General features: G+C 66.2%; 19 protein-coding genes and 1 tRNA gene. 13 read left to right on the top strand and 7 right to left on the bottom strand.

What is annotated here, in order from left to right; genetic code table 11:
• Positions 1-75 precede the first annotated feature (75 nt).
• The 4 genes from Q0071_RS07175 to Q0071_RS07160 form a co-directional block, all read right to left on the bottom strand.
• Positions 76-2,556 carry a TonB-dependent receptor gene (locus Q0071_RS07175; protein ID WP_298166771.1) on the bottom strand — a complete coding sequence of 827 codons (2,481 nt, stop codon included), beginning with the start codon at positions 2,554-2,556 and terminating at the stop codon, positions 76-78.
• A 144-nt stretch (positions 2,557-2,700) separates the two neighbouring features.
• Complete coding sequence (locus tag Q0071_RS07170; protein WP_298166769.1) at positions 2,701-3,639, bottom strand: sensor domain-containing diguanylate cyclase; 939 nt, start codon at positions 3,637-3,639, stop codon at positions 2,701-2,703.
• Between the two features lie 237 nt (positions 3,640-3,876).
• Entirely contained in the window at positions 3,877-4,527 is a 651-nt protein-coding gene (locus Q0071_RS07165; protein WP_298166767.1) for a helix-turn-helix domain-containing protein, read from the bottom strand.
• A 236-nt stretch (positions 4,528-4,763) separates the two neighbouring features.
• On the bottom strand, positions 4,764-5,795 hold the full coding sequence (locus tag Q0071_RS07160) for a chemotaxis protein CheB (protein WP_298166765.1): 1,032 nt from the start codon (positions 5,793-5,795) through the stop codon (positions 4,764-4,766).
• Positions 5,796-5,997: 202 nt separating this feature from the next.
• On the opposite strand from Q0071_RS07160, the gene Q0071_RS07155 reads away from it, so the two are divergent.
• From Q0071_RS07155 to Q0071_RS07115, 9 genes are all read left to right on the top strand, one after another.
• Complete coding sequence (locus Q0071_RS07155) at positions 5,998-6,258, top strand: chemotaxis protein CheX (RefSeq protein ID WP_298166763.1); 261 nt, start codon at positions 5,998-6,000, stop codon at positions 6,256-6,258.
• Positions 6,255-8,411, top strand: coding sequence for a chemotaxis protein CheA (locus Q0071_RS07150; protein WP_298166761.1), 2,157 nt, complete (start codon positions 6,255-6,257; stop codon positions 8,409-8,411). Before Q0071_RS07155 ends, Q0071_RS07150 begins: the two co-directional genes overlap by 4 nt.
• Positions 8,408-9,277 carry a protein-glutamate O-methyltransferase CheR gene (locus Q0071_RS07145; RefSeq protein WP_298166759.1) on the top strand — a complete coding sequence of 290 codons (870 nt, stop codon included), beginning with the start codon at positions 8,408-8,410 and terminating at the stop codon, positions 9,275-9,277. The genes Q0071_RS07150 and Q0071_RS07145 overlap by 4 nt, the downstream gene beginning before the upstream one ends.
• Complete coding sequence (gene cheB, locus Q0071_RS07140) at positions 9,274-10,332, top strand: chemotaxis-specific protein-glutamate methyltransferase CheB (RefSeq protein ID WP_298166757.1); 1,059 nt, start codon at positions 9,274-9,276, stop codon at positions 10,330-10,332. The genes Q0071_RS07145 and cheB overlap by 4 nt, the downstream gene beginning before the upstream one ends.
• A 4-nt stretch (positions 10,333-10,336) precedes the next feature.
• On the top strand, positions 10,337-10,900 hold the full coding sequence (locus Q0071_RS07135) for a chemotaxis protein CheD (protein ID WP_298166755.1): 564 nt from the start codon (positions 10,337-10,339) through the stop codon (positions 10,898-10,900).
• Positions 10,901-10,921: 21 nt separating this feature from the next.
• Entirely contained in the window at positions 10,922-11,293 is a 372-nt protein-coding gene (locus Q0071_RS07130; RefSeq protein WP_054121927.1) for a response regulator, read from the top strand.
• A 28-nt stretch (positions 11,294-11,321) separates the two neighbouring features.
• A complete protein-coding gene (locus Q0071_RS07125) occupies positions 11,322-11,765 on the top strand; it encodes a chemotaxis protein CheW (RefSeq protein WP_298166752.1) in 444 nt (147 codons plus the stop codon).
• 35 nt (positions 11,766-11,800) lie between these two features.
• Entirely contained in the window at positions 11,801-12,070 is a 270-nt protein-coding gene (locus tag Q0071_RS07120; protein WP_298166751.1) for a hypothetical protein, read from the top strand.
• 133 nt (positions 12,071-12,203) lie between these two features.
• Complete coding sequence (locus Q0071_RS07115; protein ID WP_298166749.1) at positions 12,204-12,953, top strand: ParA family protein; 750 nt, start codon at positions 12,204-12,206, stop codon at positions 12,951-12,953.
• On the opposite strand, the gene Q0071_RS07110 is transcribed toward Q0071_RS07115, so the two are convergent.
• Entirely contained in the window at positions 12,943-14,808 is a 1,866-nt protein-coding gene (locus Q0071_RS07110) for an ABC-F family ATP-binding cassette domain-containing protein (protein WP_298166746.1), read from the bottom strand. The two genes, Q0071_RS07115 and Q0071_RS07110, sit on opposite strands and share 11 nt — an antisense overlap.
• A 338-nt stretch (positions 14,809-15,146) precedes the next feature.
• Here Q0071_RS07110 and Q0071_RS07105 point away from each other — a divergent pair, with 338 nt between their 5' ends.
• From Q0071_RS07105 to Q0071_RS07095, 3 genes are read left to right on the top strand one after another with little or no spacing between them, the layout of a single operon-like run.
• Positions 15,147-15,818 carry a glutathione S-transferase family protein gene (locus Q0071_RS07105; RefSeq protein WP_298166744.1) on the top strand — a complete coding sequence of 224 codons (672 nt, stop codon included), beginning with the start codon at positions 15,147-15,149 and terminating at the stop codon, positions 15,816-15,818.
• A gap of 23 nt (positions 15,819-15,841) precedes the next feature.
• Complete coding sequence (locus Q0071_RS07100) at positions 15,842-16,450, top strand: DUF3237 domain-containing protein (RefSeq protein WP_298166742.1); 609 nt, start codon at positions 15,842-15,844, stop codon at positions 16,448-16,450.
• Between the two features lie 38 nt (positions 16,451-16,488).
• On the top strand, positions 16,489-16,887 hold the full coding sequence (locus Q0071_RS07095; RefSeq protein WP_298166740.1) for a hypothetical protein: 399 nt from the start codon (positions 16,489-16,491) through the stop codon (positions 16,885-16,887).
• Positions 16,888-16,899: 12 nt separating this feature from the next.
• Here the strand turns inward: Q0071_RS07095 and Q0071_RS07090 are convergent, their stop codons facing one another.
• Positions 16,900-18,672 carry an aspartyl protease family protein gene (locus Q0071_RS07090; protein WP_298166738.1) on the bottom strand — a complete coding sequence of 591 codons (1,773 nt, stop codon included), beginning with the start codon at positions 18,670-18,672 and terminating at the stop codon, positions 16,900-16,902.
• Positions 18,673-19,037: 365 nt separating this feature from the next.
• Positions 19,038-20,003 carry a complex I NDUFA9 subunit family protein gene (locus Q0071_RS07085; protein WP_298166736.1) on the bottom strand — a complete coding sequence of 322 codons (966 nt, stop codon included), beginning with the start codon at positions 20,001-20,003 and terminating at the stop codon, positions 19,038-19,040.
• A gap of 160 nt (positions 20,004-20,163) precedes the next feature.
• On the opposite strand from Q0071_RS07085, the gene Q0071_RS07080 reads away from it, so the two are divergent.
• Positions 20,164-20,250: transfer RNA gene (locus Q0071_RS07080), tRNA-Leu, on the top strand.
• Positions 20,251-20,289 lie beyond the last annotated feature (39 nt).

Here is a 20,289-nt window from a genome sequence, read left to right as displayed (position 1 = left end):
AGCCGTCAGGCCCCTCCATCCGACCTTTGCGCAGTCGGGGGGGAGTCTGCGCATCGAAAGGTTTTCCCGGCTAGATCAGAAGTTGATCGATGCCTGCACGCCGAAAGTGCGCGGCGGGTTGAAGTTGGCGTAATCCCCCAGCACGCCCGAATAGTTCAGCGAACCATCGTTGTTCACGGTCGGGGCGCTGTTCGCGTTCGAGCGGCGATAGATGTGGTCCTCGTTGAAGAGGTTGCGCGCCCAGGCGCTGATCGTCGCCTTGGTGCCGTTCGTGGTCAGCGGAATATCCGCCAGCGCCAGCCGCGCGTTGACGATGAACGCCGATTCCGTCTGCACGTCCTCGTTCTGGAAGCTGTAGGTCGGATCGGAATAGTTGGCATCCATGTGCAGCATCACCGCCATGCCGCCAGACCCGATCGGCAGTTCATAATCGAACGAACCCGATGCGGCGTTCTTGGGCGTGTAAACGGTGAACACCTGATAGGGGATCCCGAACAAGGGCCCCGCCAGCGGGTTGGGCGTCGCCGGCACCTTCACGTCGGTATAGGCATAGCTCGCGCCCAGCGTCAGGCCCGCCATCGGCTTTACGGTGAGTTCGGCCTCAAAGCCCCGGATCGGCGAATTGCCCGGCGCGTTGGCGGTTTCCTCGGTGTGCTTGTTGAAAAACGGATTGGGCGTCACGCCGTCGCTGAGGAACCGGTTGGTGTCCACGAAGTCGAAGTCGATCTGCGTGCCCTTGCGGTCCATGATGTACCCGGCAAGGTTCAGGCGCACGTGGTGATCGAAGAAATCGGTCTTTGCGCCGATTTCGTAGGACTTCACCGCTTCGGGCGCGAACTGGCGGAACGAGCCCGAGCGCGAGTTGGCACCGCCCGCGCGGAAGCCGGTCGAGTACTTGGCGTAGAGGTTGATCCCCTCCGCCGCGTCCCATGCCAGCGTCACCATCGGATCGAACCGGCTGTTCTTGTAATCAAGGTTGCCGCCAAGATAGGGCGCGTTGTTGATCACCGTCAGCGCGCCCTTGCGGGTCTCGTGCGTATAGCGCCCGCCAGCCGTCAGGTGCAGCACATTCAGTCCGGCCGGCGTCCATGTCGCCTGCCCGAACGCGCCATAGCTCTTGCCCACGGCCTCGCTGTCCCGCTGGATGAACCAGTAGGCCCGGTCCCAGCCCTGATTGCCCGAGGTGATCGGCGCGGTGGGATTGGCGGGCACCTGATTGACGAAGGTGTAGCCGGTGCCATCCGCGTTCCACTGCATCGGGTTCGGCGTCGCCGCGCGTTCGTTCACATGCTCGTTGAAGTAGTACCCGCCAAGCACGAAATCGATCTGCGGAATGCTGCCGACGAGCTGCAACTCCTGGCTGAACTGGTGCTGGAACAGCTCGGACAGGCTGTAGCGGCCGAACTGGCCGTTCGGCGCGAACGTGCTGCGATGCGCACCGGCCGAGCCGTCCCACTGGTGCGTCTCGACCCCGCGCCACGCGGTGATGGAGCGCAGCTCGATGTCCGGGGTCAGCTTGTACTTGATGTTCGCGCTGAAGCCGTGCGTCTCGTCGATGCTCGGCTGCTGGATCACGCCGAGGTCGGCGACCGACACGCGGTGGTTCCCGCTCACCTGCACCAGCGGTGCCTTGGGGGCGATGCAGGGGGCGCTGCCCGGGCACACCAGCTTGCTGCCGACGAAGCTGCCGACAGCATATCCGTTCGGGTTGAAGTTGATCAGCTGGCTGTAGAACGGCGTGTTCTCGTCCTTCGCCTGATCATAAGTGAGGTCGACCGTCAGGCCGTCGATCGGCTTCCACTCGCCGGCAATGCGGCCGCCCACACGGTTGTGGTAGTTCCAGCCGTACTGGCCGCTGGCCGGATTCTTCGTGGTCGCGTCCTGATGATCGATCAGGCCGTCCACCTTCACCGCGAAGTTGGCAAACGCCGGCAGGTTGATGTGGAACGCGCCGTTGTACGAACCATAGTTGCCCACACCGGCCTCAACGCGCCCGCCGAATTCGCCCGTAGGTGCCTTGGTCACGATGCTCAGCGCGCCGCCTTCGGTGTTGCGGCCAAACAGCGTTCCCTGCGGCCCGCGCAGCACTTCGATCCGCGCAACATCGAACAGCGCGGCATTGAGCCCCTGCGAGCGGCCAAGGTATACGCCGTCGATATAGACGCCGACGCCCGGCTCGCGCGCCACCTGGTTCTGGTCGAACGGCACGATACCGCGAATGCCCACCGTCAGCGCCGACTGGCGGGCTTCGAAGGTGGCGACGCGCAGTGAAGGAACGCCGCCGTCGGCAAGGTCCATCAGGCTCTGGACATGGCGCTTTTCGACAATGTCGGCGCCGATCACCGAGATCGAGATGGGCGTCTTCTGGAGGTTCGTCTCGCGCTTGGTGGCGGTGACGACGATCTCGGTCAGGCCCGAGCTGGTGCTGCCTTCAGCAGCGGGTTGGTCGGCGGGCGCGGGGGCCGCAACCGGCGCGGTTTCGGCCGCATGAGCGGAACTCGCCAGCGCCAGACCGGAAGCAGCCAGCATGAGCGTCCATGGCTTGCAGATCATCATTCGTAAGGTCCTCCCTGGAAACGGGCGGAGCAGCGATGATCGCTGCCCCATGCACCGTCTGACCGGGGCGGACTTGACTTTAGTTAGTTACAGAACCGAGACATATAACGGATTTTTGATTAACTTTTGTACATGCTAACCCCATCACGCCAATCCGGGGCGCCCGTCGGTCAATGCGCGTTGCGAGCCCTCACCCGATGGCCTCAGGCTGGTTTCGATCCGCGATCGCCCTTTGGCCTTCGCCAGAAACAGCGCCAGTTCGGCCTGCTGGACGGTGTTGTCTGCCGATAGCGAGATCCCGGCGATGCCGACACTGGTCGAAACCGCGTAGGTGCCTCCCAGTGTCGCGCGTCCCGCCTCGGCAAAGGTTTCCACGATCGGCGCGCAGGCTGCCGCCGCCGCTTCGGGCAGGAGTCCCGGCATGATCACCCCGAAGCGCTCACCCGATACGCGCGAGATGATGTCGTCGCTGCGCGTCATTGCCCGCAGCAGCCCGGCGAAGGCCACCAGCAGATCATCCCCCGCATGCTGTCCGAAGCGCATGTTCAGCCGCATGAAGTGATCGATGTCGAACAGCGCAAGCGTGGCCTGGTGCGGCTTGGAAACCACATGGTCGAGCATCGCGACGAAGGCGATGCGGTTGGTAAGGCGAGTCAGCGGATCGGTGAACTCGGCAGCGAACAGCCGCTCTTCCAGCGATTTGCGCTTGGCGATGCAGCGCATCACCACCAGCGCGCCATCGATCCGGCCGCTCTGATCGGACATCGGCCGCACCTGAAACTCGAACCACTGCCCCTTGCGCTCCTCGCGGGCCGCGCGGATTTCAAGCCACGCGTCGCTGCCCTGCCCGGCTATCGCGAAGCGGTGTTCCTCTTCGATCAGATCCCGGTAGTCGGGGTGAACAAGGTCCCGCACATGGGGCCCGATCAGCATCGCCGGCAGCGCCAGACCAAGCTGTTCAAGCGCCGGCGAAGCGGCGAGCACAAAGCCCCGGCAATCGGTCTTGAGGATGATATCCGTCGAACGGTCGGCCAGCAGGCCATAGGCCGCCAAACGTTCTCTCGTCGTGAATTCCGCCCGCATGCACCCTTGCCCCGTCAGGACCGCACACCCGGCCGCGCAGCCAAGCTCCCCCTGACCCGCCCGAGCGAAACGATCGCCTCATTCCATGGTCCGCCCCCTCGTGAGCGGGCGGCCAAAGTTAGGCGAGTTAGCTAACAGGACTAATTTTTGGCCGTTAATTCAATTAGATAACGGCGAATCACTACGATGAAAAGTGGTTAATTCAGGGTAAAGCGATTCTTTTGGGCAATGCCGCGCCTAGAGTTCGATCGACACTTTCACCCGCGCCGGATCGACGCCAAACGCCTCGGCAACCACCTGGCGCGCCTGGTTCAGCGCCTGCGCCAGCGCATCGCCATCGCGCCCGGTCAGGAGTTCGTCCTCGTCCACCCCGAGCAGCTTGGCGAGCGCGGCGATTCGTTCGGGAGTCGGCCGCGTCTTGCCCTGCTCCCACGCCCAGACTGTCGGCTTGCTGACATTCACGAGCGCAGCCAGCGCTTCGAGCGTCAGCCCCTGCTCCTTGCGCAACCGCGCGATCCGGACCGGCAAGGTATCAGCCGAATCGCTGGGGGCGGCCTTGCTGATTACCCTTGAGAAGAGTTCCAGTGTGCCCAGTGCGCTCGCGGGCAGCGGCGTTTCGAACCGGCACCCATAGAAGCTCTCGCTTATCCAGACGACATGGGCCGCGGCATTGCCAACCTCGGGCAAGGCCAGCTCGATCCGTTCGTCCTCGGCCAGCAGAACGGCGCTTTCGATCAGCAGTCCGGTTGTCGAGATGTTGTGGATCAGCACCCGCGCTGTCTCGCCGGAGGCGGTGGAACCTTCCGATTCCAGCCGCAATTGCCGCCGCGGCGCGCGCGGGCGCTGCGGATCGAACGGAAGGTCTTCGAAATGGGCTGGGATCGGCATGATGGGGGGCATTCTCCTCGTGCCCAGATCGCTGCCAAAGCCGTTAAGATCGGGTTACCGGCGCAGCGCCATGCGGTGCTCCGGGCAAATATTCCGGCATAATCTCTGCGCCAGGCTCACGCTTGCAGACCCGGTCGCCACAGAAAAAAGCCCGGAACCGCACGCAGCGGCTCCGGGCCACAGTCAGGCATTCCAGGGGGGAGGGGGAATGCCTCAGGGGAAACAGGCAAGGCGCCTCAGCCGATGCCGCAGGCTTTCAGCACGGCGGCGCCAAGATCGCTGAGGCCCACCTCGCGCGCGGCGGCGCCCAGTTCGATCGCGGCGGAGGGCGCTTCGGCCACCATCGCGGTCGCACGGTCCTGCACCAGAGTATGCTGCCCCGCGTCGCGCATCAGTTTCAGGCCGCGCGCGCCGTCGGCGCCCATGCCTGTCAGCACCGCGCCCACCGCTGGCACGGCGCCGCGCGCGATCGAGCCGAACAGGAGGTTGGCCGAAGGCCGCACGCCGTCCACCGGATCGCGCTCCATCAGGCGGATGCGCGCGGGCTGGCCGGGTTCCACCACCACATGGCGATCGGGATCGGCGGCAATGTGGATCGTGCCCTGCGCCAGGTTCGCGCCGTCCCTGGCCGCGCGCACGTTGCACTTGAGATCGGTATCGAGCCGCTTGATGAAGGTCTCGACCACCATCGGTTCGGCCTGCAGGCACACCACCGTCGGCGGGCAATTGGCGGGAAACTGCGAAAGGATCGTCGTCAGCGCGTCGATCCCGCCCATCGAGGCGCTGAATGCCGCAATATGGCCGTTCCACGCGAAGGGCACATCAGCCGTCGCCTTCTGCTCCGCCCGCGCCTTGCGGTCGTGGACGTTGCTGTTCGCGGCGGCGAGCACGATCTTGCCGAGCTTGCCCACCGTCTTGCTGAACTGTTCCGGCGTCGCCTTCAGCGGCTTGGGGAAGCATTCCACCGCGCCCAGTTCATAGGCCTTGAGCGAGGTTTCGGTCCCCGCCTGCGTGAGGCTGGAAAGCATCACCACCGGCAGCGGATTGGTTTCCATGATCTCGGCGAGGAACTCGATCCCGCTCATCCCCGGCATCTCCACGTCGAGCGTGATGACATTGGGTTTGAGTTCGGCGATCTGATCGCGCGCGGCGCCGGCATTGGCCGCTACACCCACGACGCGGACGTTCTTCGCCTCGTCGAGGATATCGGAAAAGAGCGCGCGCATCGCGGCGGAATCATCGACCACGAGGACCCGGGCTTCGTGCATGGGGAGGCTGACCTTCCTGTTGGCGCGCCGCCAGTGGGCGCTGCTTGATCGGGTTGATACCTTCCAGTCTCCCTGAAATTTCTCCTCGCGCTGTTAGGTATCTCACCTTAAGTCCCGGGCAAGGCGACCTTTGCCGCTTCCCCGCTAAGCCAGCGGTGAAAGCGTGCCCCCGGATGCGGGGCCAGCGAGGGAAGCCGCCTCTATGCCAACGATCACCCTGCCCCCCCGGTGCGACCGCGCCGCAGCCGAGGCCCTGCTGCCTGAAATGGTGGCCGGGCTCGGCTCGGGCGCGCTCCATATCAATGCGCGTGATTGCACCCAGATCGGGCAGGCCATGCTCCAGCTCCTCGTCAGCGCGCGCCGCACCGGCGATGGCGCGGTGATCGAGCCTTCCGCCCACTTGCGCGAAACCGCCCGCCAGCTCGGTCTCGAAGCCGAACTCTTTGACGGAGGTGCGGCATGACCTCCGAGGAAATCCAGGCCATCTTCTTCGCTGAATGCGAGGAATCGCTGGCAGCCGCCGAATCCGGCCTCGCCGCCTGCAAGGCCGGCACGCAGGACAGCGATACCGTCAACGCCGTGTTCCGCGCGGTCCACTCGATCAAGGGCGGCGCAGGTGCCTTTGGCTATGTCGCGCTTCAGGCCTTCACCCACACGTTCGAAACGCTGCTTTCCGATGTGCGCGAAGGCGCAGTCCCCATCACCGAGCCGCTGGTCGACCTCCTCCTGCGCGCGCTCGATACGCTGAGCGATCACGTCGGCGCCGCGCGCGGCCTTGCCGAAGTGCCCGATGACGTCGGCCTCCTCGCCGAACTGACCGCCGCGCAGGCAGCCAATGCAGGCGCAGCACCATCCCCCGCGCCCGCCGCGCCCGCCGCGCCCGAACCCGTCGCTACCGCCCCCGCTACCACCTCCGCAGACGAAGACACCGGCGGCGATCCCTTCGATCTCGATGCCATGCTCGATGACATCACCGGCGCGATGGATGCCCCCAAACCCGCGCTGGACGCTGCCCCCGCTCCCGCGTGGCTGCTCAAGGTCCGGCCCCACGCCGGTGCCATGCGCAATGGCGGCGAACCGCTGCTGCTCCTGCGCGAACTCGCCGCACTCGGTGCGCGCTGCATCGAATGCGATTGCGGCGCCGTGCCTCCGCTCGATACGCTCGATCCCGGCACCGGCTATCTCGGCTGGGCGTTCGCGCTCGATGCTGATGTGAGCGAAGCCTCCGCACGCGATATCTTCGAATTCGTCGGCGATGATTGCGGCCTTGCCATCGGCAGCGATGCGCCGATGCCCGCCGTGCGCCCCGCCCCGCCTCCCACCCCGGTGGCCGCCCCGGCCGCGCCGGCCCCCGCCGCCGCGCAGCCCGGCGCCGCACCCACCCCGGCCGCCGCCGCCCCTGCCCCGCCCGCGCCGCCCGCGCTTGGCCAGTCGATCCGCATCGAACTGGGCAAGCTCGACAAGCTGATCGACGCAGTGGGCGAACTTGTCATCGCGCAGGCCATGATGGCGCAGCGCCTTGCGGGCGATGGCCTCGCGGTGAAGGAAGAGCTCACCATCCTCGAAGGGCTCACGCGCGATATCCAGGAATCGGCGATGTCGATCCGCGCCCAGCCGATCGGTTCGGTGTTCAGCCGCGTGCCGCGCATCCTGCGCGAGCTCACCACCTCCACCGGCAAGCATGTCCGCCTCGAAGTCTCGGGCGAAAGCACCGAGCTCGACAAGACCGTGATCGAACGCCTCGGCGAACCGCTCACCCACCTCATCCGCAATGCGGTAGATCACGGCATCGAAAGCGCCGAAGCGCGCATCGCCTCAGGCAAGCCCGCCGAAGGCACGCTCACCCTTTCCGCCGAGCACCGCTCGGGCCGCATCCTCATTCGCATCGGCGATGATGGCGCGGGCATCAATCGCGAGCGGGTCTTTGCCAAGGCCGTCGAAAAGGGCCTCATCGCCCCCGATGCCCAGCTCTCGAAGGAAGAGATCGACCACCTGATCTTCGCCCCCGGCTTCTCCACCGCTGCCACGATCACCAATGTTTCGGGCCGCGGCGTCGGCATGGACGTGGTGCGCCAGAACGTGAAGGAACTCGGCGGCCGCATCACCATCGACAGCGAGCCCGGCAGCGGCACCACCTTCACCCTCACCCTGCCGCTCACCCTCGCCATCTCGGATGGCATGGTCGTCAACGTCGGCGATCAGACCCTCGTCGTGCCGCTCGCCAACGTCGTCGAAAGCCTGCGCCCCACGCAGACCGAAGTGCAGGGCCTCGGCGCCCACCGCGCGATGATCAACGTGCGCGGCAAGTTCATTCCCGTCCTGCCGCTCCACGCCGCCGTCGGCGCGCAGGGCGCGATCGAGCAGGCGCATGAAGGCGTGCTCATCGTGGTCGAAACCGAGGGCGCCGGCCGCGCCGCGCTTCTCGTCGATGCGATCTGCGATCAGCGCCAGGTCGTGATCAAGAGCCTCGACACGCACTACCGCTCGGTCGAAGGCGTCTCGGGCGCCACCATCCTAGGCGATGGCATGGTTGCGCTCATCGTCGATGTCGACAGCTTGGTCGCGCGCAGCCTTTCCGGCCAGAGCCCCAGCCCCCTGTTGGCCGAGGCGGCATGAGCGCCACGCTCGCCCTTCCCGAAACGCTGCCCGGCATCAGCCCCGGCGTCTACAGCGCGGCCGATTTCGCTGCGGTGAGCGAGATCGCGCACCGCGAGGCAGGGATCGTGCTCGCCGAAGGCAAGGCGATGCTGGTCTATTCGCGCCTCGCTCCGCTGGTGCGCGATTCGGGCTGCGCCACCTTCGGCTCCTACATCCTGCGCATCCGCGAGGACGCCGCCGAGCGCAACCGCGCGATCATGGCGCTCACCACCAACCACACCTTCTTCTACCGCGAGGCGCACCACTTCGAGCATTTCGCGAGTGCAGTCCGCCCCGGCCTGATCGAAAACCTCGCACGCGGCGGCAAAGCACGGCTGTGGTCCGCCGGCAGCTCGAGCGGCGAGGAAACCTGGTCGCTGCTGATGACCCTGCTCGGCCCTGATCGCACCGCGGGCGATCGCATCGCGCGCGGCGACGTGCGCCTGCTCGCCAGCGACATCGCCGGGCACGCGCTGCGCAAGGCGGAGGCCGCACGCTACCGCACCGAAGAGCTCAAGGCCGTTCCCGAGGCGCTCACGCGCGCCTGGACGGTGCCCGGGGGCGAGGAAACCGAAATCGCCCCCACCGTGCGCTCGCTCGCCCGCTTCCGCACGCTCAATCTGCTTGGTCAGTGGCCGATGCAGGGCAAGTTCGATGTGATCTTCTGCCGCAACGTGATGATCTACTTCGACAATCCCACCAAAGAGCGCCTCGTCGCGCGCTTTGCCGAAGCGCTTGTTCCCGGCGGCTGGCTCTATGTCGGCCACAGCGAACGCGTGACCGGTCCCGCCCTCCAGATGCTCGCCACTGCGGGCCCCACCATCTATCGTCGGAGCGAGGCATGAGCCGAGTGAGCAAGCCGATCCGCGTCGTGATCGTCGAGGATTCCCCGACGATGCGCGCCATTCTCCAGGCCCGGTTCGAGCGCGAGGACGACATCGTCGTCGTCGGCGCGGCGGCCAATGCGGCGGAAGGCCGCCAGATGATCCGCGAGCTCGATCCGGACGTGGTCACGCTCGATGTCGAGATGCCCGGCATGAACGGGCTCGATTTCCTCGAAAAGATCATGGCGCTGCGCCCCACGCCCGTCATCGTCGTCTCCGGCTCCACCCACGAGGGCGCCGAAACCACTGCCCGCGCGCTCGCGATCGGCGCGGTCGGCTGCTACGCCAAGGGCGGAGGCTCCAGCGGCTATGCGTTCGATGACGAAGGCAAGCTCGCCGATCTCATCCGCGATGCCGCCAAGGTGCGCTTCGTCACCCGGCCCGCACCACCTCCTCCCATGCCGCCGCGCACTTCCACCGCACCCCGCAGCCCGGCGCTGATCGAACGCCCGCGCCTGATCGCCATCGGCTCCTCCACCGGCGGCGTGGAAGCGCTGCAGGTCCTGCTTGGCGGCTTTCCCGCCGATTGCCCGCCCTCCGTGGTCGTCCAGCACATTTCCGCACGCTTCGCCCCCGCCGTCGCGCGCACGCTCGATCAGTCCTGCCCGCCGAAGATCGTGATGGCCGAGCCGGACCTGCCGCTGCTCGATGGACACGTCTACATCGCGCCGGGCGATGACCGCCACTTCTCCGTCGGCGGCCGCAGCGGCCATCTCTACCAGCGCTTGCGCCGGGGCGAGCCGGTGTCCGGCCACCTGCCCAGCGTCGACGTGCTGTTCCATTCGGTCGCCGAAGTGGTCGGCGCGGGTGCGGTCGGCATCCTCCTCACCGGCATGGGCACCGATGGCGCAGAGGGTCTGCTCGCGCTCGCCCGGTCCGGCGCGCGCACCATCGCGCAGGACGAGGCGACCAGCACCGTGTTTGGCATGCCGCGCGCTGCCATCGCGCTCGGCGCCGCCGGGGTTGTCGCACCGATCGGCACGATCGCCCGCCACGCATTCAGCAAGGCGGCCTGATCCGATGTTCGAACGCCGCATCCTCGAATCCCTTGATCGCCCGATCGAACGCGTGACCGTGATGCAGGGCCAGGCGCTGGTCAGCTGCGATTTGCAGGTCGAATTCTCGACCGTGCTCGGCAGCTGCGTTGCCTCGTGCCTCTATGATCCCGAAGCGCGGGTGGGGGGCATGAACCACTTCCTGCTGGCCGAGCCGCCCGCCGGGCTTGCCGGCACCACCGCTGTCGATGAACACTACGGCGTCTATCTCATGGAATTGCTGGTCAACCAGATGCTGGGCATCGGCGCGCGCAAATCGCGCCTGCGCGCCCACCTCTATGGCGGGGCCAACGTCAACCGCAACATGATGCGCATCGGCACCGCCAATGCCGAGTTTGCGCAGGCATTCCTCCAGCGCGAAGGCATCATCGTGATGCGCGAGGACCTCGGCGGCACCAACGCCCGCCGCGTCGATTTCCGTCCGGCTTCCGGCCAGATCCGCTGCCGTACGGTCGAGGATCGCCTCGCCCCGCCGGTCAATCCCACCACTCGCCCGGAACGCGCGTCCGGCGATGTCGAACTCTTCTGATTGCAACAAGCGAGCCCCAGCATGACCCAAACCACCCGAATCCTGACTGTAGACGACAGCCCGAGCATGCGGGCGCTGCTGAACCATGCCCTCTCGACGCAAGGGTTCGAGGTGGCGCAGGCCGAAGATGGCCTCGCCGCGCTCGATTGGCTCGCGCTCAACGAGGTCGATGTCGTCATCACCGATATCAACATGCCACGCCTCGATGGCTTCGGCCTGATCGAGCGTTTGCGTGAGGGCACCCGCCACCGCGACCGGCCGATCCTCGTGCTCACCACCGAAAGCTCCGACGAAAAAAAGGCCCGCGCCCGCGAAGCCGGAGCGACCGGCTGGATCGTCAAGCCTTTCGATGCCGCAAAGCTCGTCGCTGCGGTGCGGCGCGTCGCGCACTGATCCCCTTCGCTCCCAAGGAACCCCCACGATGATCCGCGAACTCATCACTTTCGAGGTCGAGGGCCAGGTTTTCGGGCTCGACATCATGTCGATCCGCGAAATCCGCGCCTGGACGCCCACGACACGCCTCCCGCGCGTGCCGCATTATGTCGCGGGGGTCGTCAACTTGCGCGGCACCGTGCTCCCGGTGGTCGATCTCGCCGCCCGCCTCGGCTGGCGCGCGACCGAGCCGACGCCGCGCCACGCGATCATCGTCACGCAGCTTGGTGCCCAGGTCGGCGGCTGGATCGTCGATTCGGTCAGCGACATCGTCACCGTGCCCGATCAGACCCTGCAGGCCCCGCCTCCGGGTGTCGGCAACGATAGCGTGGTCCCCTTCCTCGAAGGGCTTGCCGCGATCGAGGACAAAATGGTGATGGTGCTCAACCTCTTCGCGCTCAGCGACGGGGCGCAGCTCGCCGCCGCCGCCTGATCCCGCATTTGTCCTCCATCAAGGGAAACGCCGCAATGGCCTCCACGGCCCCCGCCAATACGGCCTCGCATCGCCAGATCGCACTGGTGCTCGAGGAACTGTCGCAGGAAGTCGAGGCGCTCGGCGCCTCGCTCTGCGGCGATATGGACGTGGCCATGCGGCACATGGACAGCCTGCAGGCCATCGATCTCATCGCGCAGAAGCAGCGCAGCCTGGCCAAGTTGCTCCACGCCGATTGCCTCGAATCCGAAGTCGAACGCATCGGCCTCGATATCCTGCGCGAACGCATGCGCCTGCTGCGCTGAGTACAAAAAATAGGGACAGTCCCCATTTTTCGATGTCCCGGGGCGAGACGACCGAACGCCGCAACACAATTGGGTTTGCCATTCCCGCGCGCCTGCGCACAATGCGAACGGTCGCGAAGGAAATGCAGCAAACATGGCGGTCATCGCAGTCTACAGCGTGAAGGGCGGCGTCGGGAAAACCACTCTGGCGGTCGACATGGCCTGGCGCGCCGCCGCCTGTTCCCATCATGCCACGCTGCTCTGGGACCTGGATCCGCAAGGCGGCGCGGGCTGGCTCCTCGGCCTGCCTGACTGCGCCGAGAGCAACGCCGCCGCAGTGTTCCGCAAGGACAACAAACCCGCCGATCTCATCGTCCCCAGCCGCTATCCCGGCCTTGCCGTGCTGCAGGCCGATGAAAGCATGCGCAGCCTTCCCGCCACGCTCGCGCGCATCGGCAAGCGCAAGCGCATGGCCCGCACCGCAGCCCTGCTCTCCGCCGATTACGCCCGGATCATCGTCGATTGTCCGCCGGTGCTGAACGAGATCAGCGATCAAGTGTTCGCCGCCGCCGATCTCCTGATCGTGCCGCTGCCGCCCTCACCACTCTCGGCGCGCGCGCTGCCGATGATCCAGGCCGAAATTCTCGACCGTCACCCGCGCCATCCGCCGATCCTGCCGGTGCTCTCGATGTACGATGCCCGGCGCAAGCTGCACCGCGAAGTCCACACCGGCTTTGCCGCCGGCTGGCCGGTGATCCCCATGGCCAGCCAGATCGAGCAGACCGCCGCCCGCCGCGCACCCATCGGCACCTTTGCCGCATCGAGCGATATCAACGCCCGCCTCCAGCGCCTGTGGGACGGGATCGAAGCCAAGCTTGCGATGCAGCAAGCGCTCAGTTCATGAAGGCGTCCAGCTTCTCGCCCGCCTCGATCCAGCGCGCTTCCGCCGCCGCAAGCTGATCCGCCACCTCGCGGCGCTGGCGCCCCAGCTCGGCCATGCCCAGCCCGGCCAGATCCGCCGCCGGCTTGCCGGTACCTGCCAGCGCCGCATCGATCGCCGCCAGCCGCGCTTCCGCCTTGCCGACCGCGCTTTCGGCCTCGCTCACCGCCTTTTGCAGCGCCTTCATGTCCTCGCGGCTCTTGGTACCGCCCTTGCCGGAACCCTTGCCACCCTTGCCCGCATCGCCCTTCGGCTGGTTCCGCCCCAGCACGAAATCGATGTAGTCCTCGATGCTCCCCGGATAGTCCTTGGCCGTCCCGCCATCGACGAGCACCAGCCGGTCCGCCGTCAGCTCCACCATATGCCGATCATGGCTGATCAGGATCACCGCGCCGGCATAATCATTCAGCGCCTGCACCAGCGCCTCGCGCGCATCGACATCCAAGTGGTTGGTCGGCTCGTCGAGGATGAGCAGATGCGGCGCATCGCGCGTCACCAGCGCCAGCGCCAGCCGCGCCCGCTCGCCGCCCGATAGCGTCGCTGTCTTCGATTCGGCGCGAGGACCGGAAAAGCCGAAGCGCCCCAATTGCGCGCGCACCGCCGCCGGGGTCTTGCCCGGCATCGCCCGCGTCATCAGCTCCAGCGGTGTCGAATCCGAAGGCAGTTCCTCCACCTGATACTGCGTGAAATAGCCGATCTTGAGCTTGCCCGAAGCGGTCATCCCGCCTTCGCTCGTTGCCAGCTGCCCCGCCAGCAGCCGCGCCAGCGTGGTCTTGCCGTTGCCGTTGCGCCCCAGCATCGCGATGCGGTCATCGGGATCGATGCGCAAGTTGAGCCGCCGCAGGATCGGCTTCTCCGCGCTGTATCCCGTCGCCGCCAGATCGAGCGTGATCAGCGGCGGTCGCAGTTCATCCGGATCGGGAAATCCGAAGCTCAGCGTCGGGTCTTCCATCATCGCGGTCACCGGCTGCATCTTCGCCAGCATCTTGGCGCGCGACTGAGCCTGCTTGGCGGTCGAAGCCCGCGCCGAATTGCGCGCCACGTAGTCCGCCAGCTTCTTGCGCTGCGCATCCTGCGCCATCTTGGCCGCCGCCATCTGCGCCGCCCGCTCGGCCCGCTGCCGCTCGAACGCATCATATCCGCCCGCGTAGAGCGCGATCTTGCCGCCCTGCAGGTGGAGGATCGTATCGACCACATTGTTGAGCAGATCGCGCTCGTGGCTGATCACCACCATCGTGCCGGGATAGCTCTGCAAAAAGCTCTCCAGCCACAGCGTCGCTTCCAGATCGAGGTGGTTGGAAGGTTCGTCGAGCAGCAGCAGGTCGGGCGCGGAAAACAGCAGCGAGGCCAGCGCCACACGCATCTTCCACCCGCCCGAAAAGCTGTCGAGCGGCATCGCCTGCATCGCCTCGTCAAAGCCCAGCCCGATCAGGATGCGCGCCGCCCGCGCATCTGCCGTATAAGCATCGATAGCGATCAGCCGGTCATAGACGGCCCCGAGCCGGTCCGGGTCCTCGCAGCTCTCTGCCTCCGCCATCAGCGCCGCGCGCTCGGTATCGGCGGCGAGCACCGTTTCGAACGGCGTTGCCGCCCCCGCCGGGGCAGACTGCGCGATATAGCCCAGCCGCGTGCGCTTGGGCATCTCGATCGCGCCGTCGTCGGGCTCAAGCTCGCCGATGATTGCCTTCATCAGCGTCGATTTGCCCGCGCCGTTGCGGCCGATCAGCCCCACCTTGGAGCCCGGCTGGATCGTCGCACTGGCGCGGTCAAGAATGGTGCGTCCGCCCAGCCGCACGGTGAGGCCCTGAATTGTTAGCATGGCGCGCCCCCTAGCAGGGGTAAGCGCGGCGGGAAAGAAGAAGGGCGTTTCGCGCAGAGGACGCAGAGGCGCAGAGGGGTTGGGCTTGCGGCGCAGCAGCCCTTACCTCGGAACGTCGCGTCTGGCGCAGCGCTTTCCTCTAGAGAGCGGCGTCGCCGCGGCCGCGACATCTCTGCGCCTCTGCGGCCCTCTGCGCCCTCTGCGCGAAACCCCTTCACTTCTCATCGCATCCCCGCGCGAAACCCCGCTTACCTTCTCGACTATCCTCCGAAAATTCCACCCCCACGCGTCCGCCCGCACTGGACTTCGCCATGCCCCGGCGTACATGCAAGCGAACCATGTGGCAGATTTATCAATTCCCGCTGTGCCCGTTCAGCCGCAAGGTGCGCCTGCTCCTCGCTGAAAAGGGCGTGGCCTATGAACTCATCCGCGAAAACCCGTGGGAGCACCGCGACGAGTTCGGCAAGCTAAACCCGGCGGGCCGCACGCCCGTGCTGCACAACCCCGAAAAGCAGATCACCCTGATCGACAGCCGCGCGATCTGCGAATACTTCGAAGAAACGGTCGACAAGGCCCCGATGATCAACGGCACCGCCGCCGGCCGCGCCGAAATCCGCCGCCTCGTCGCGATGTTCGATGAAAACTTCTTCGCCGCCGTCACCCAGCCCCTGCTGGAAGAGCGCATGAAGAAGCGCCTCGTCTACCGCCAATCGCCGGATTCGCGCGTGCTGCGCGATGCGATGCGCCTCGCCAACGATCACCTCTACTACATCGACTACCTGATCGATAACCGCCCCTGGCTCGCGGGAAGCACGATGAGCCTCGCCGATCTCACCGCCGCGGCGCAGATTTCGGTGGCCGATTACCTCGGCGGGATCGATTGGTCGCTGCACGAACAGGCCGCCAGCTGGTACTCCGTGTTCAAGAGCCGCCCCAGCTTCCGCCCCCTCCTCACCGAACGCATGGACGTGATCCAGCCGCCCGCTCACTACGCGGATGTAAACGCCTGAAGCCAACGGAAGGAGTGCAACAGATGACGATTTCCCGCCGCAGCGCTCTCGGCCTGATCGGAGCCAGCCTGCCGCTGGCCGGTTCCGCCACACGGCTTGGCGCCGTCACGCCCAACACCCGCGAACCCGCCGCTCCGCCCATGCCCGCTGGCCCTGCGCCGAAGATCTTTGATTCGGTCGGCCTCGAATGGGTGATGAACATCCTGCCCTTCTGCACCGAACCGGAAGTGATGGGCGACCCCGCTGACCAGACTTCAGCCGATGGCGACCGCGATGTGCTCTGGCCGATCGTCGGCGGCACGTTCTATGGCCGCGGCATCAAGGGCACCGTCGTCCCCGGCGGCGGCGATTTTCCCGTCACGCGGCCTGACGGCGTCCAGATCATCGATGCGCTCTACCGCCTCAGGACCGACGACGGCACGCAGATCATCATCCACAACAAGGGCCCGCGCTACACGGACGACAAGTTCCGGCTGCTGCCCACCTTCAACGTCCCCGGCAAGAAATACGCCTGGCTGCGCGAATCCGCCTTCGTCGCGACGCTCACCTACCCGGTCCCGCCCGAAATCCCGGTCCCGGATTTCGGCCCCAAGGCCAATGGCCGGCTGATCCAGGTGTTCAGACTGACTTGAAGGCCCCTTGTTGCCCCCTCGCGAAAGACCGCGTTGCCATGAAGTTTCCTGCAATCGGTCTTGTCCTTGCCGCCCTGGCCACGCTTCCGGCCACGGTCAGCGCAGAGACGGTCACGCCACCCGGATCAATGAGCGTGGCCACCTTCCTCGCCAAGGTAGAAGCGCTGAAAGCCAAGGGTTTGATGGCGGCGTTCTCGTCGGATGTCAGCCTGCTCAAGGGCGAAGTCACCGGCTCCGCCCAGGCTTTCCGCCGCCAGCTCAAGGCAGAGGCCGCCACCGGCAAGCCCAGCGCCTGCCCGCCAGAACGCGCCGCTCTCAACAGCGACGAGCTCATCGCGCATATGCAAAGCTATCCCGTTGCTGCGCGGCCCCGCATTCCGGTTTCGGCAGCAGTCGGCGATCTTTTCCGCAAGCGCTTCCCCTGCCCGGCGCGATGACGGTTCCGCCTCTCAGGGCGCGAACCCGTAAGGCGTGAACCGCTCCGCTATGTCCGCATCGACTGCCTTCGCCGCCGCAAAGTCCGCCTCCGCCTGCTTCAGTTTCTCGGCATCCCCGTTCGCGGCGGCGCGCCGCGTCCAGCCGCGCATATAGAGCGAGGCCGCTTGCTTTGGTGCCTTGGCCAGCGCATCGTCATAGTCGGCCAGTGCTCCGGCAAGGTCGCCCTGCCGCACTTTCACCATGGCCCGGCTATCGATGAAGGCGGCAATCGGGCCATTGCGCTTGATCGCGCTGTTGCAGTCGGCCAGCGCCTTGGCGAGTTCAATGTTGGCGAGTGCTCTGCTGTAGCAGCGCGTATTGAGCAGATTGCCCAGTTCGTTGTCGCTCTTGTGCAAGGCGATGATCGGGTCGATCAGCGCCAGCACACGATCCGCCCGGTGGAGCCGGTCGAACAGCGCCACCGCCGCCAGCCGCTCGAGCGAGCCTTCGTGATAGCCGGCGAGCGCCGCTTCCGCATCGGCCAGCGCGCCTTTCTCGTCGCCCTCCCGCAGACGCAGGAAGCCGCGCTGGATCACCAGATCGGCGTCATTCGGTGCCAGCGCGATCGCCTTGTCGAAATCGGCCCGCGCCCCGGCATCATCGCCAGAACGCCACCGCGCATTGGCCCGGCTCTGCCAGTACGCCGCCTTGCCGGGCTCGAGCTTGATCGCCTGGTCATAATCCGCGCTCGCAGCCTTCCAGTCCCCGCGCGAGGCGCGTGCGCTGGCGCGCTGGGCAAAGCCTGCCGCGTCCTTGGGCGCTTCGGTGTTGTCCATACCCCAGCCGCCCTCCGCCCGCGTCGAACGTGCACCGATCTCGCCATCGGTCGTCATCGAGAAGATCGGCCCGCCGTTGTATGTCAGAAAAACGTGCCGCCCCGCCGGTGAGACGAACAGTCGGTGCGAGAGGAAAAAGTCCACCCCCACCAGCACATCGTAGTTCGGGCTGTCCCCCTTGTTCTCGATCACGCGGATCGGCGTGTTGCGGATTTCCTCGCCGCCGATCCCGAAGGTCTTCAAGGTCACGATCCAGGTGCGGCGATAGCTCTTGCCGAAGCCTGATGTGGATTCCGATTGCACCACGCCGGGCGCGCTGAAATCGATGCCGATCCGCTCGGCAGCGGAGCGGTTGAGGTAGCTCGCCGTGGCACCCGTATCGAGCAGAAGCGTGACCGGTTTGCCGTTGATCTCGCCCTTCACGCGGATGTGGCGATCGAGCTCGTTATCGGACTTGAACATGTCCGCCATGGCGACGGGCTTGCCCTCGGCCCAATAGGCCAGGTTCACGTCTCGGCAGTCCTTGGTCTGGATCAGGTTCACGTGGCCATTGGCAAGATCGTACTCGGTATCGAACGCTGAAAGAATGTTCTGCCCAATCAGGGCGTTGCCCGCATCGCTGCCGCCGACAAGGAACTCCAGGTTCTTGAGCTCCTGCCCCACGATCTTGAACGATTTGACCGTGGTCACTCCGGCAGTCGCATCGCCGCCGATGCCGCTGATATAGAAACCGGGCGGCATGCTCGTCGTCTTGAGCCCCAGTTCGGCCGCCCGCGCCTTCGACATGATGCTGTAGAACGCCCCGCTGTCGAGCCAGAAGTTCGTCGTCTTGCCGTTGACCTCGACCGGAACCGTTGCGCGCGGCCCTTCCATCGTCACCGGAAGCCGCGCCACCATGCCAACCGTGCACTTGGCGAAGACCGGCTGCGCCAGACCGCACAGGCCTGCGATTGCAAGGCCCCAAAACATACGCCCGATCCGCTGCACCGCTACCCCCGGACAAGATTGCCGAACCATCAGGTCGCCCCGGCGCAGGCTGCCACACTTGGCCGCCAAGGATAAGCCCATTCCGCTCCATGATGGCAACCTCGCGGGATGCGGGGGTGCGCGGCGCTTTCCTACATCGCGCATATCTGCGACTCTTGGCGGTCAGCTCCCCTTCAGCGAGATCAGCCCCAATGCCCGGAACCGCAGACACACGTCCGCTACCTTTTAATCGGCCCAGCCGATCAAAAGCGTGAAACTGATCGAATGCAGTTATTCCTCAGGACAGTGTCAACTGTGTCAACCGTAAGGAATCCCGACAGGCCCAGCCCGCCGGCTGCGGCAATCGATCAGGCTGCCTTGGACCGCACCCCGAATCGGCCATGCTTGCGGAAGCGAACCATCCAGCGATCGAGGAACAGCCCCAGCGGCCGCGCCTGCACGCCCAGTTCGGCAAGGCCCGGCAGCGTCCCGCTCGCCACGTTGCCCTGGCGCAGCAGGGTCCACTGGTCACGGCTCATCGGAGCGCCGGGCAGCCAGCCGGTCAGCGCGGCAAACGCCGCCGAGATGCCGTCGGGCAGTTCGAGGAACCGCGGCGAACGGCCAGCCGCCTTGGCGATGCGGCGGTTGAGATCGCCGATGGTGATCACGTCCGGCCCGCCCAACTCGAAGGTCTTGCCCGCAAACTGCGCTGGCGCGGCGACCACGTTGGCAATAGCATCGGCCACATCGTCGACAAACACCGGCTGGAAGCACGAATCGGCGGCGAACACCGGCATGACCGGTGCGCTGGCGATCAGCCCCGCGAAAAGATTGATGAAGGCATCATCCTCGCCGAACACGACCGAGGGGCGCAGCACGACCGCTTCGGGAAACGCCGCGAGCACCGCCACTTCACCCGCCGCCTTGCTGCTTGCATACCCCACCGAAGATGCCGCATCGGCCCCGATCGCGGAGACATGGACGAAGGCCCTGGCCCCCTTGGCCCGCGCGATTTGCGCGATCCGGCCCGCGCCGCTCCCCTGCACCGCGTCGAGCTTGCCCTTGAACACGCCGACAAGGTTCACCACCGCGTCGCAGCCGGTCAGCGCGACTTCGAGCGTATGCGGCTTGGTCACGTCGACCGCCACGAGCTGGATCTTGCCCAGCCCGCCCAGCGTCTTCAGCCGGTATCCGCGCTCGGGATGCCGGCTGCACACGCGCAGCCGCGCACCGCGCGCCAGCAGCGCCTGCGCGACATGCGTGCCGATGAAGCCGCTGCCGCCCACGAGCGCGATCAGCTGCCCTTCGAGATCGTGCGCGATGTCCTTGCTCATGCGTCGGGTTCCATTTCCAGTCCGCGCGCCTCTTGCCACACCCGCGCCCTCCGGTTCAATGGTTTACGTGCAAATGCAAACCCCCGGTTGACTCGCGCCAGACCGTGCCTTATCGGCGCCCTCCTACCCGGCGAACGGCGCACTTGTCGCTCGCTACCGTGCCCAGATGGCGGAATTGGTAGACGCACCAGCTTCAGGTGCTGGCGCTCGCAAGGGCGTGGAGGTTCGAGTCCTCTTCTGGGCACCATTTGTTCTTCTCAGAAGAACCCAGCAAGTGTATTAAATC

The sequence above is a fragment of the Novosphingobium sp. genome (genome assembly GCF_027486195.1).
In the GTDB taxonomy this organism is placed as follows: domain Bacteria; phylum Pseudomonadota; class Alphaproteobacteria; order Sphingomonadales; family Sphingomonadaceae; genus Novosphingobium.
Note: the sequence above shows the minus strand (reverse complement) of the source record. Positions and strands in the feature narration are given on the sequence as shown.

What these genes read in the sequence shown, in the direction of transcription:
- Q0071_RS07175 (WP_298166771.1), bottom strand. Translation starts at nt 2,556, where the DNA reads ATGATGATCTGCAAGCCATGGACGCTCATGCTGGCTGCTTCCGGTCTG.
- Q0071_RS07170 (WP_298166769.1), bottom strand. Translation starts at nt 3,639, where the DNA reads ATGCGGGCGGAATTCACGACGAGAGAACGTTTGGCGGCCTATGGCCTG.
- Q0071_RS07165 (WP_298166767.1), bottom strand. Translation starts at nt 4,527, where the DNA reads ATGCCGATCCCAGCCCATTTCGAAGACCTTCCGTTCGATCCGCAGCGC.
- Q0071_RS07160 (WP_298166765.1), bottom strand. Translation starts at nt 5,795, where the DNA reads ATGCACGAAGCCCGGGTCCTCGTGGTCGATGATTCCGCCGCGATGCGC.
- Q0071_RS07155 (WP_298166763.1), top strand. Translation starts at nt 5,998, where the DNA reads ATGCCAACGATCACCCTGCCCCCCCGGTGCGACCGCGCCGCAGCCGAG.
- Q0071_RS07150 (WP_298166761.1), top strand. Translation starts at nt 6,255, where the DNA reads ATGACCTCCGAGGAAATCCAGGCCATCTTCTTCGCTGAATGCGAGGAA.
- Q0071_RS07145 (WP_298166759.1), top strand. Translation starts at nt 8,408, where the DNA reads ATGAGCGCCACGCTCGCCCTTCCCGAAACGCTGCCCGGCATCAGCCCC.
- cheB (WP_298166757.1), top strand. Translation starts at nt 9,274, where the DNA reads ATGAGCCGAGTGAGCAAGCCGATCCGCGTCGTGATCGTCGAGGATTCC.
- Q0071_RS07135 (WP_298166755.1), top strand. Translation starts at nt 10,337, where the DNA reads ATGTTCGAACGCCGCATCCTCGAATCCCTTGATCGCCCGATCGAACGC.
- Q0071_RS07130 (WP_054121927.1), top strand. Translation starts at nt 10,922, where the DNA reads ATGACCCAAACCACCCGAATCCTGACTGTAGACGACAGCCCGAGCATG.
- Q0071_RS07125 (WP_298166752.1), top strand. Translation starts at nt 11,322, where the DNA reads ATGATCCGCGAACTCATCACTTTCGAGGTCGAGGGCCAGGTTTTCGGG.
- Q0071_RS07120 (WP_298166751.1), top strand. Translation starts at nt 11,801, where the DNA reads ATGGCCTCCACGGCCCCCGCCAATACGGCCTCGCATCGCCAGATCGCA.
- Q0071_RS07115 (WP_298166749.1), top strand. Translation starts at nt 12,204, where the DNA reads ATGGCGGTCATCGCAGTCTACAGCGTGAAGGGCGGCGTCGGGAAAACC.
- Q0071_RS07110 (WP_298166746.1), bottom strand. Translation starts at nt 14,808, where the DNA reads ATGCTAACAATTCAGGGCCTCACCGTGCGGCTGGGCGGACGCACCATT.
- Q0071_RS07105 (WP_298166744.1), top strand. Translation starts at nt 15,147, where the DNA reads ATGTGGCAGATTTATCAATTCCCGCTGTGCCCGTTCAGCCGCAAGGTG.
- Q0071_RS07100 (WP_298166742.1), top strand. Translation starts at nt 15,842, where the DNA reads ATGACGATTTCCCGCCGCAGCGCTCTCGGCCTGATCGGAGCCAGCCTG.
- Q0071_RS07095 (WP_298166740.1), top strand. Translation starts at nt 16,489, where the DNA reads ATGAAGTTTCCTGCAATCGGTCTTGTCCTTGCCGCCCTGGCCACGCTT.
- Q0071_RS07090 (WP_298166738.1), bottom strand. Translation starts at nt 18,672, where the DNA reads ATGTTTTGGGGCCTTGCAATCGCAGGCCTGTGCGGTCTGGCGCAGCCG.
- Q0071_RS07085 (WP_298166736.1), bottom strand. Translation starts at nt 20,003, where the DNA reads ATGAGCAAGGACATCGCGCACGATCTCGAAGGGCAGCTGATCGCGCTC.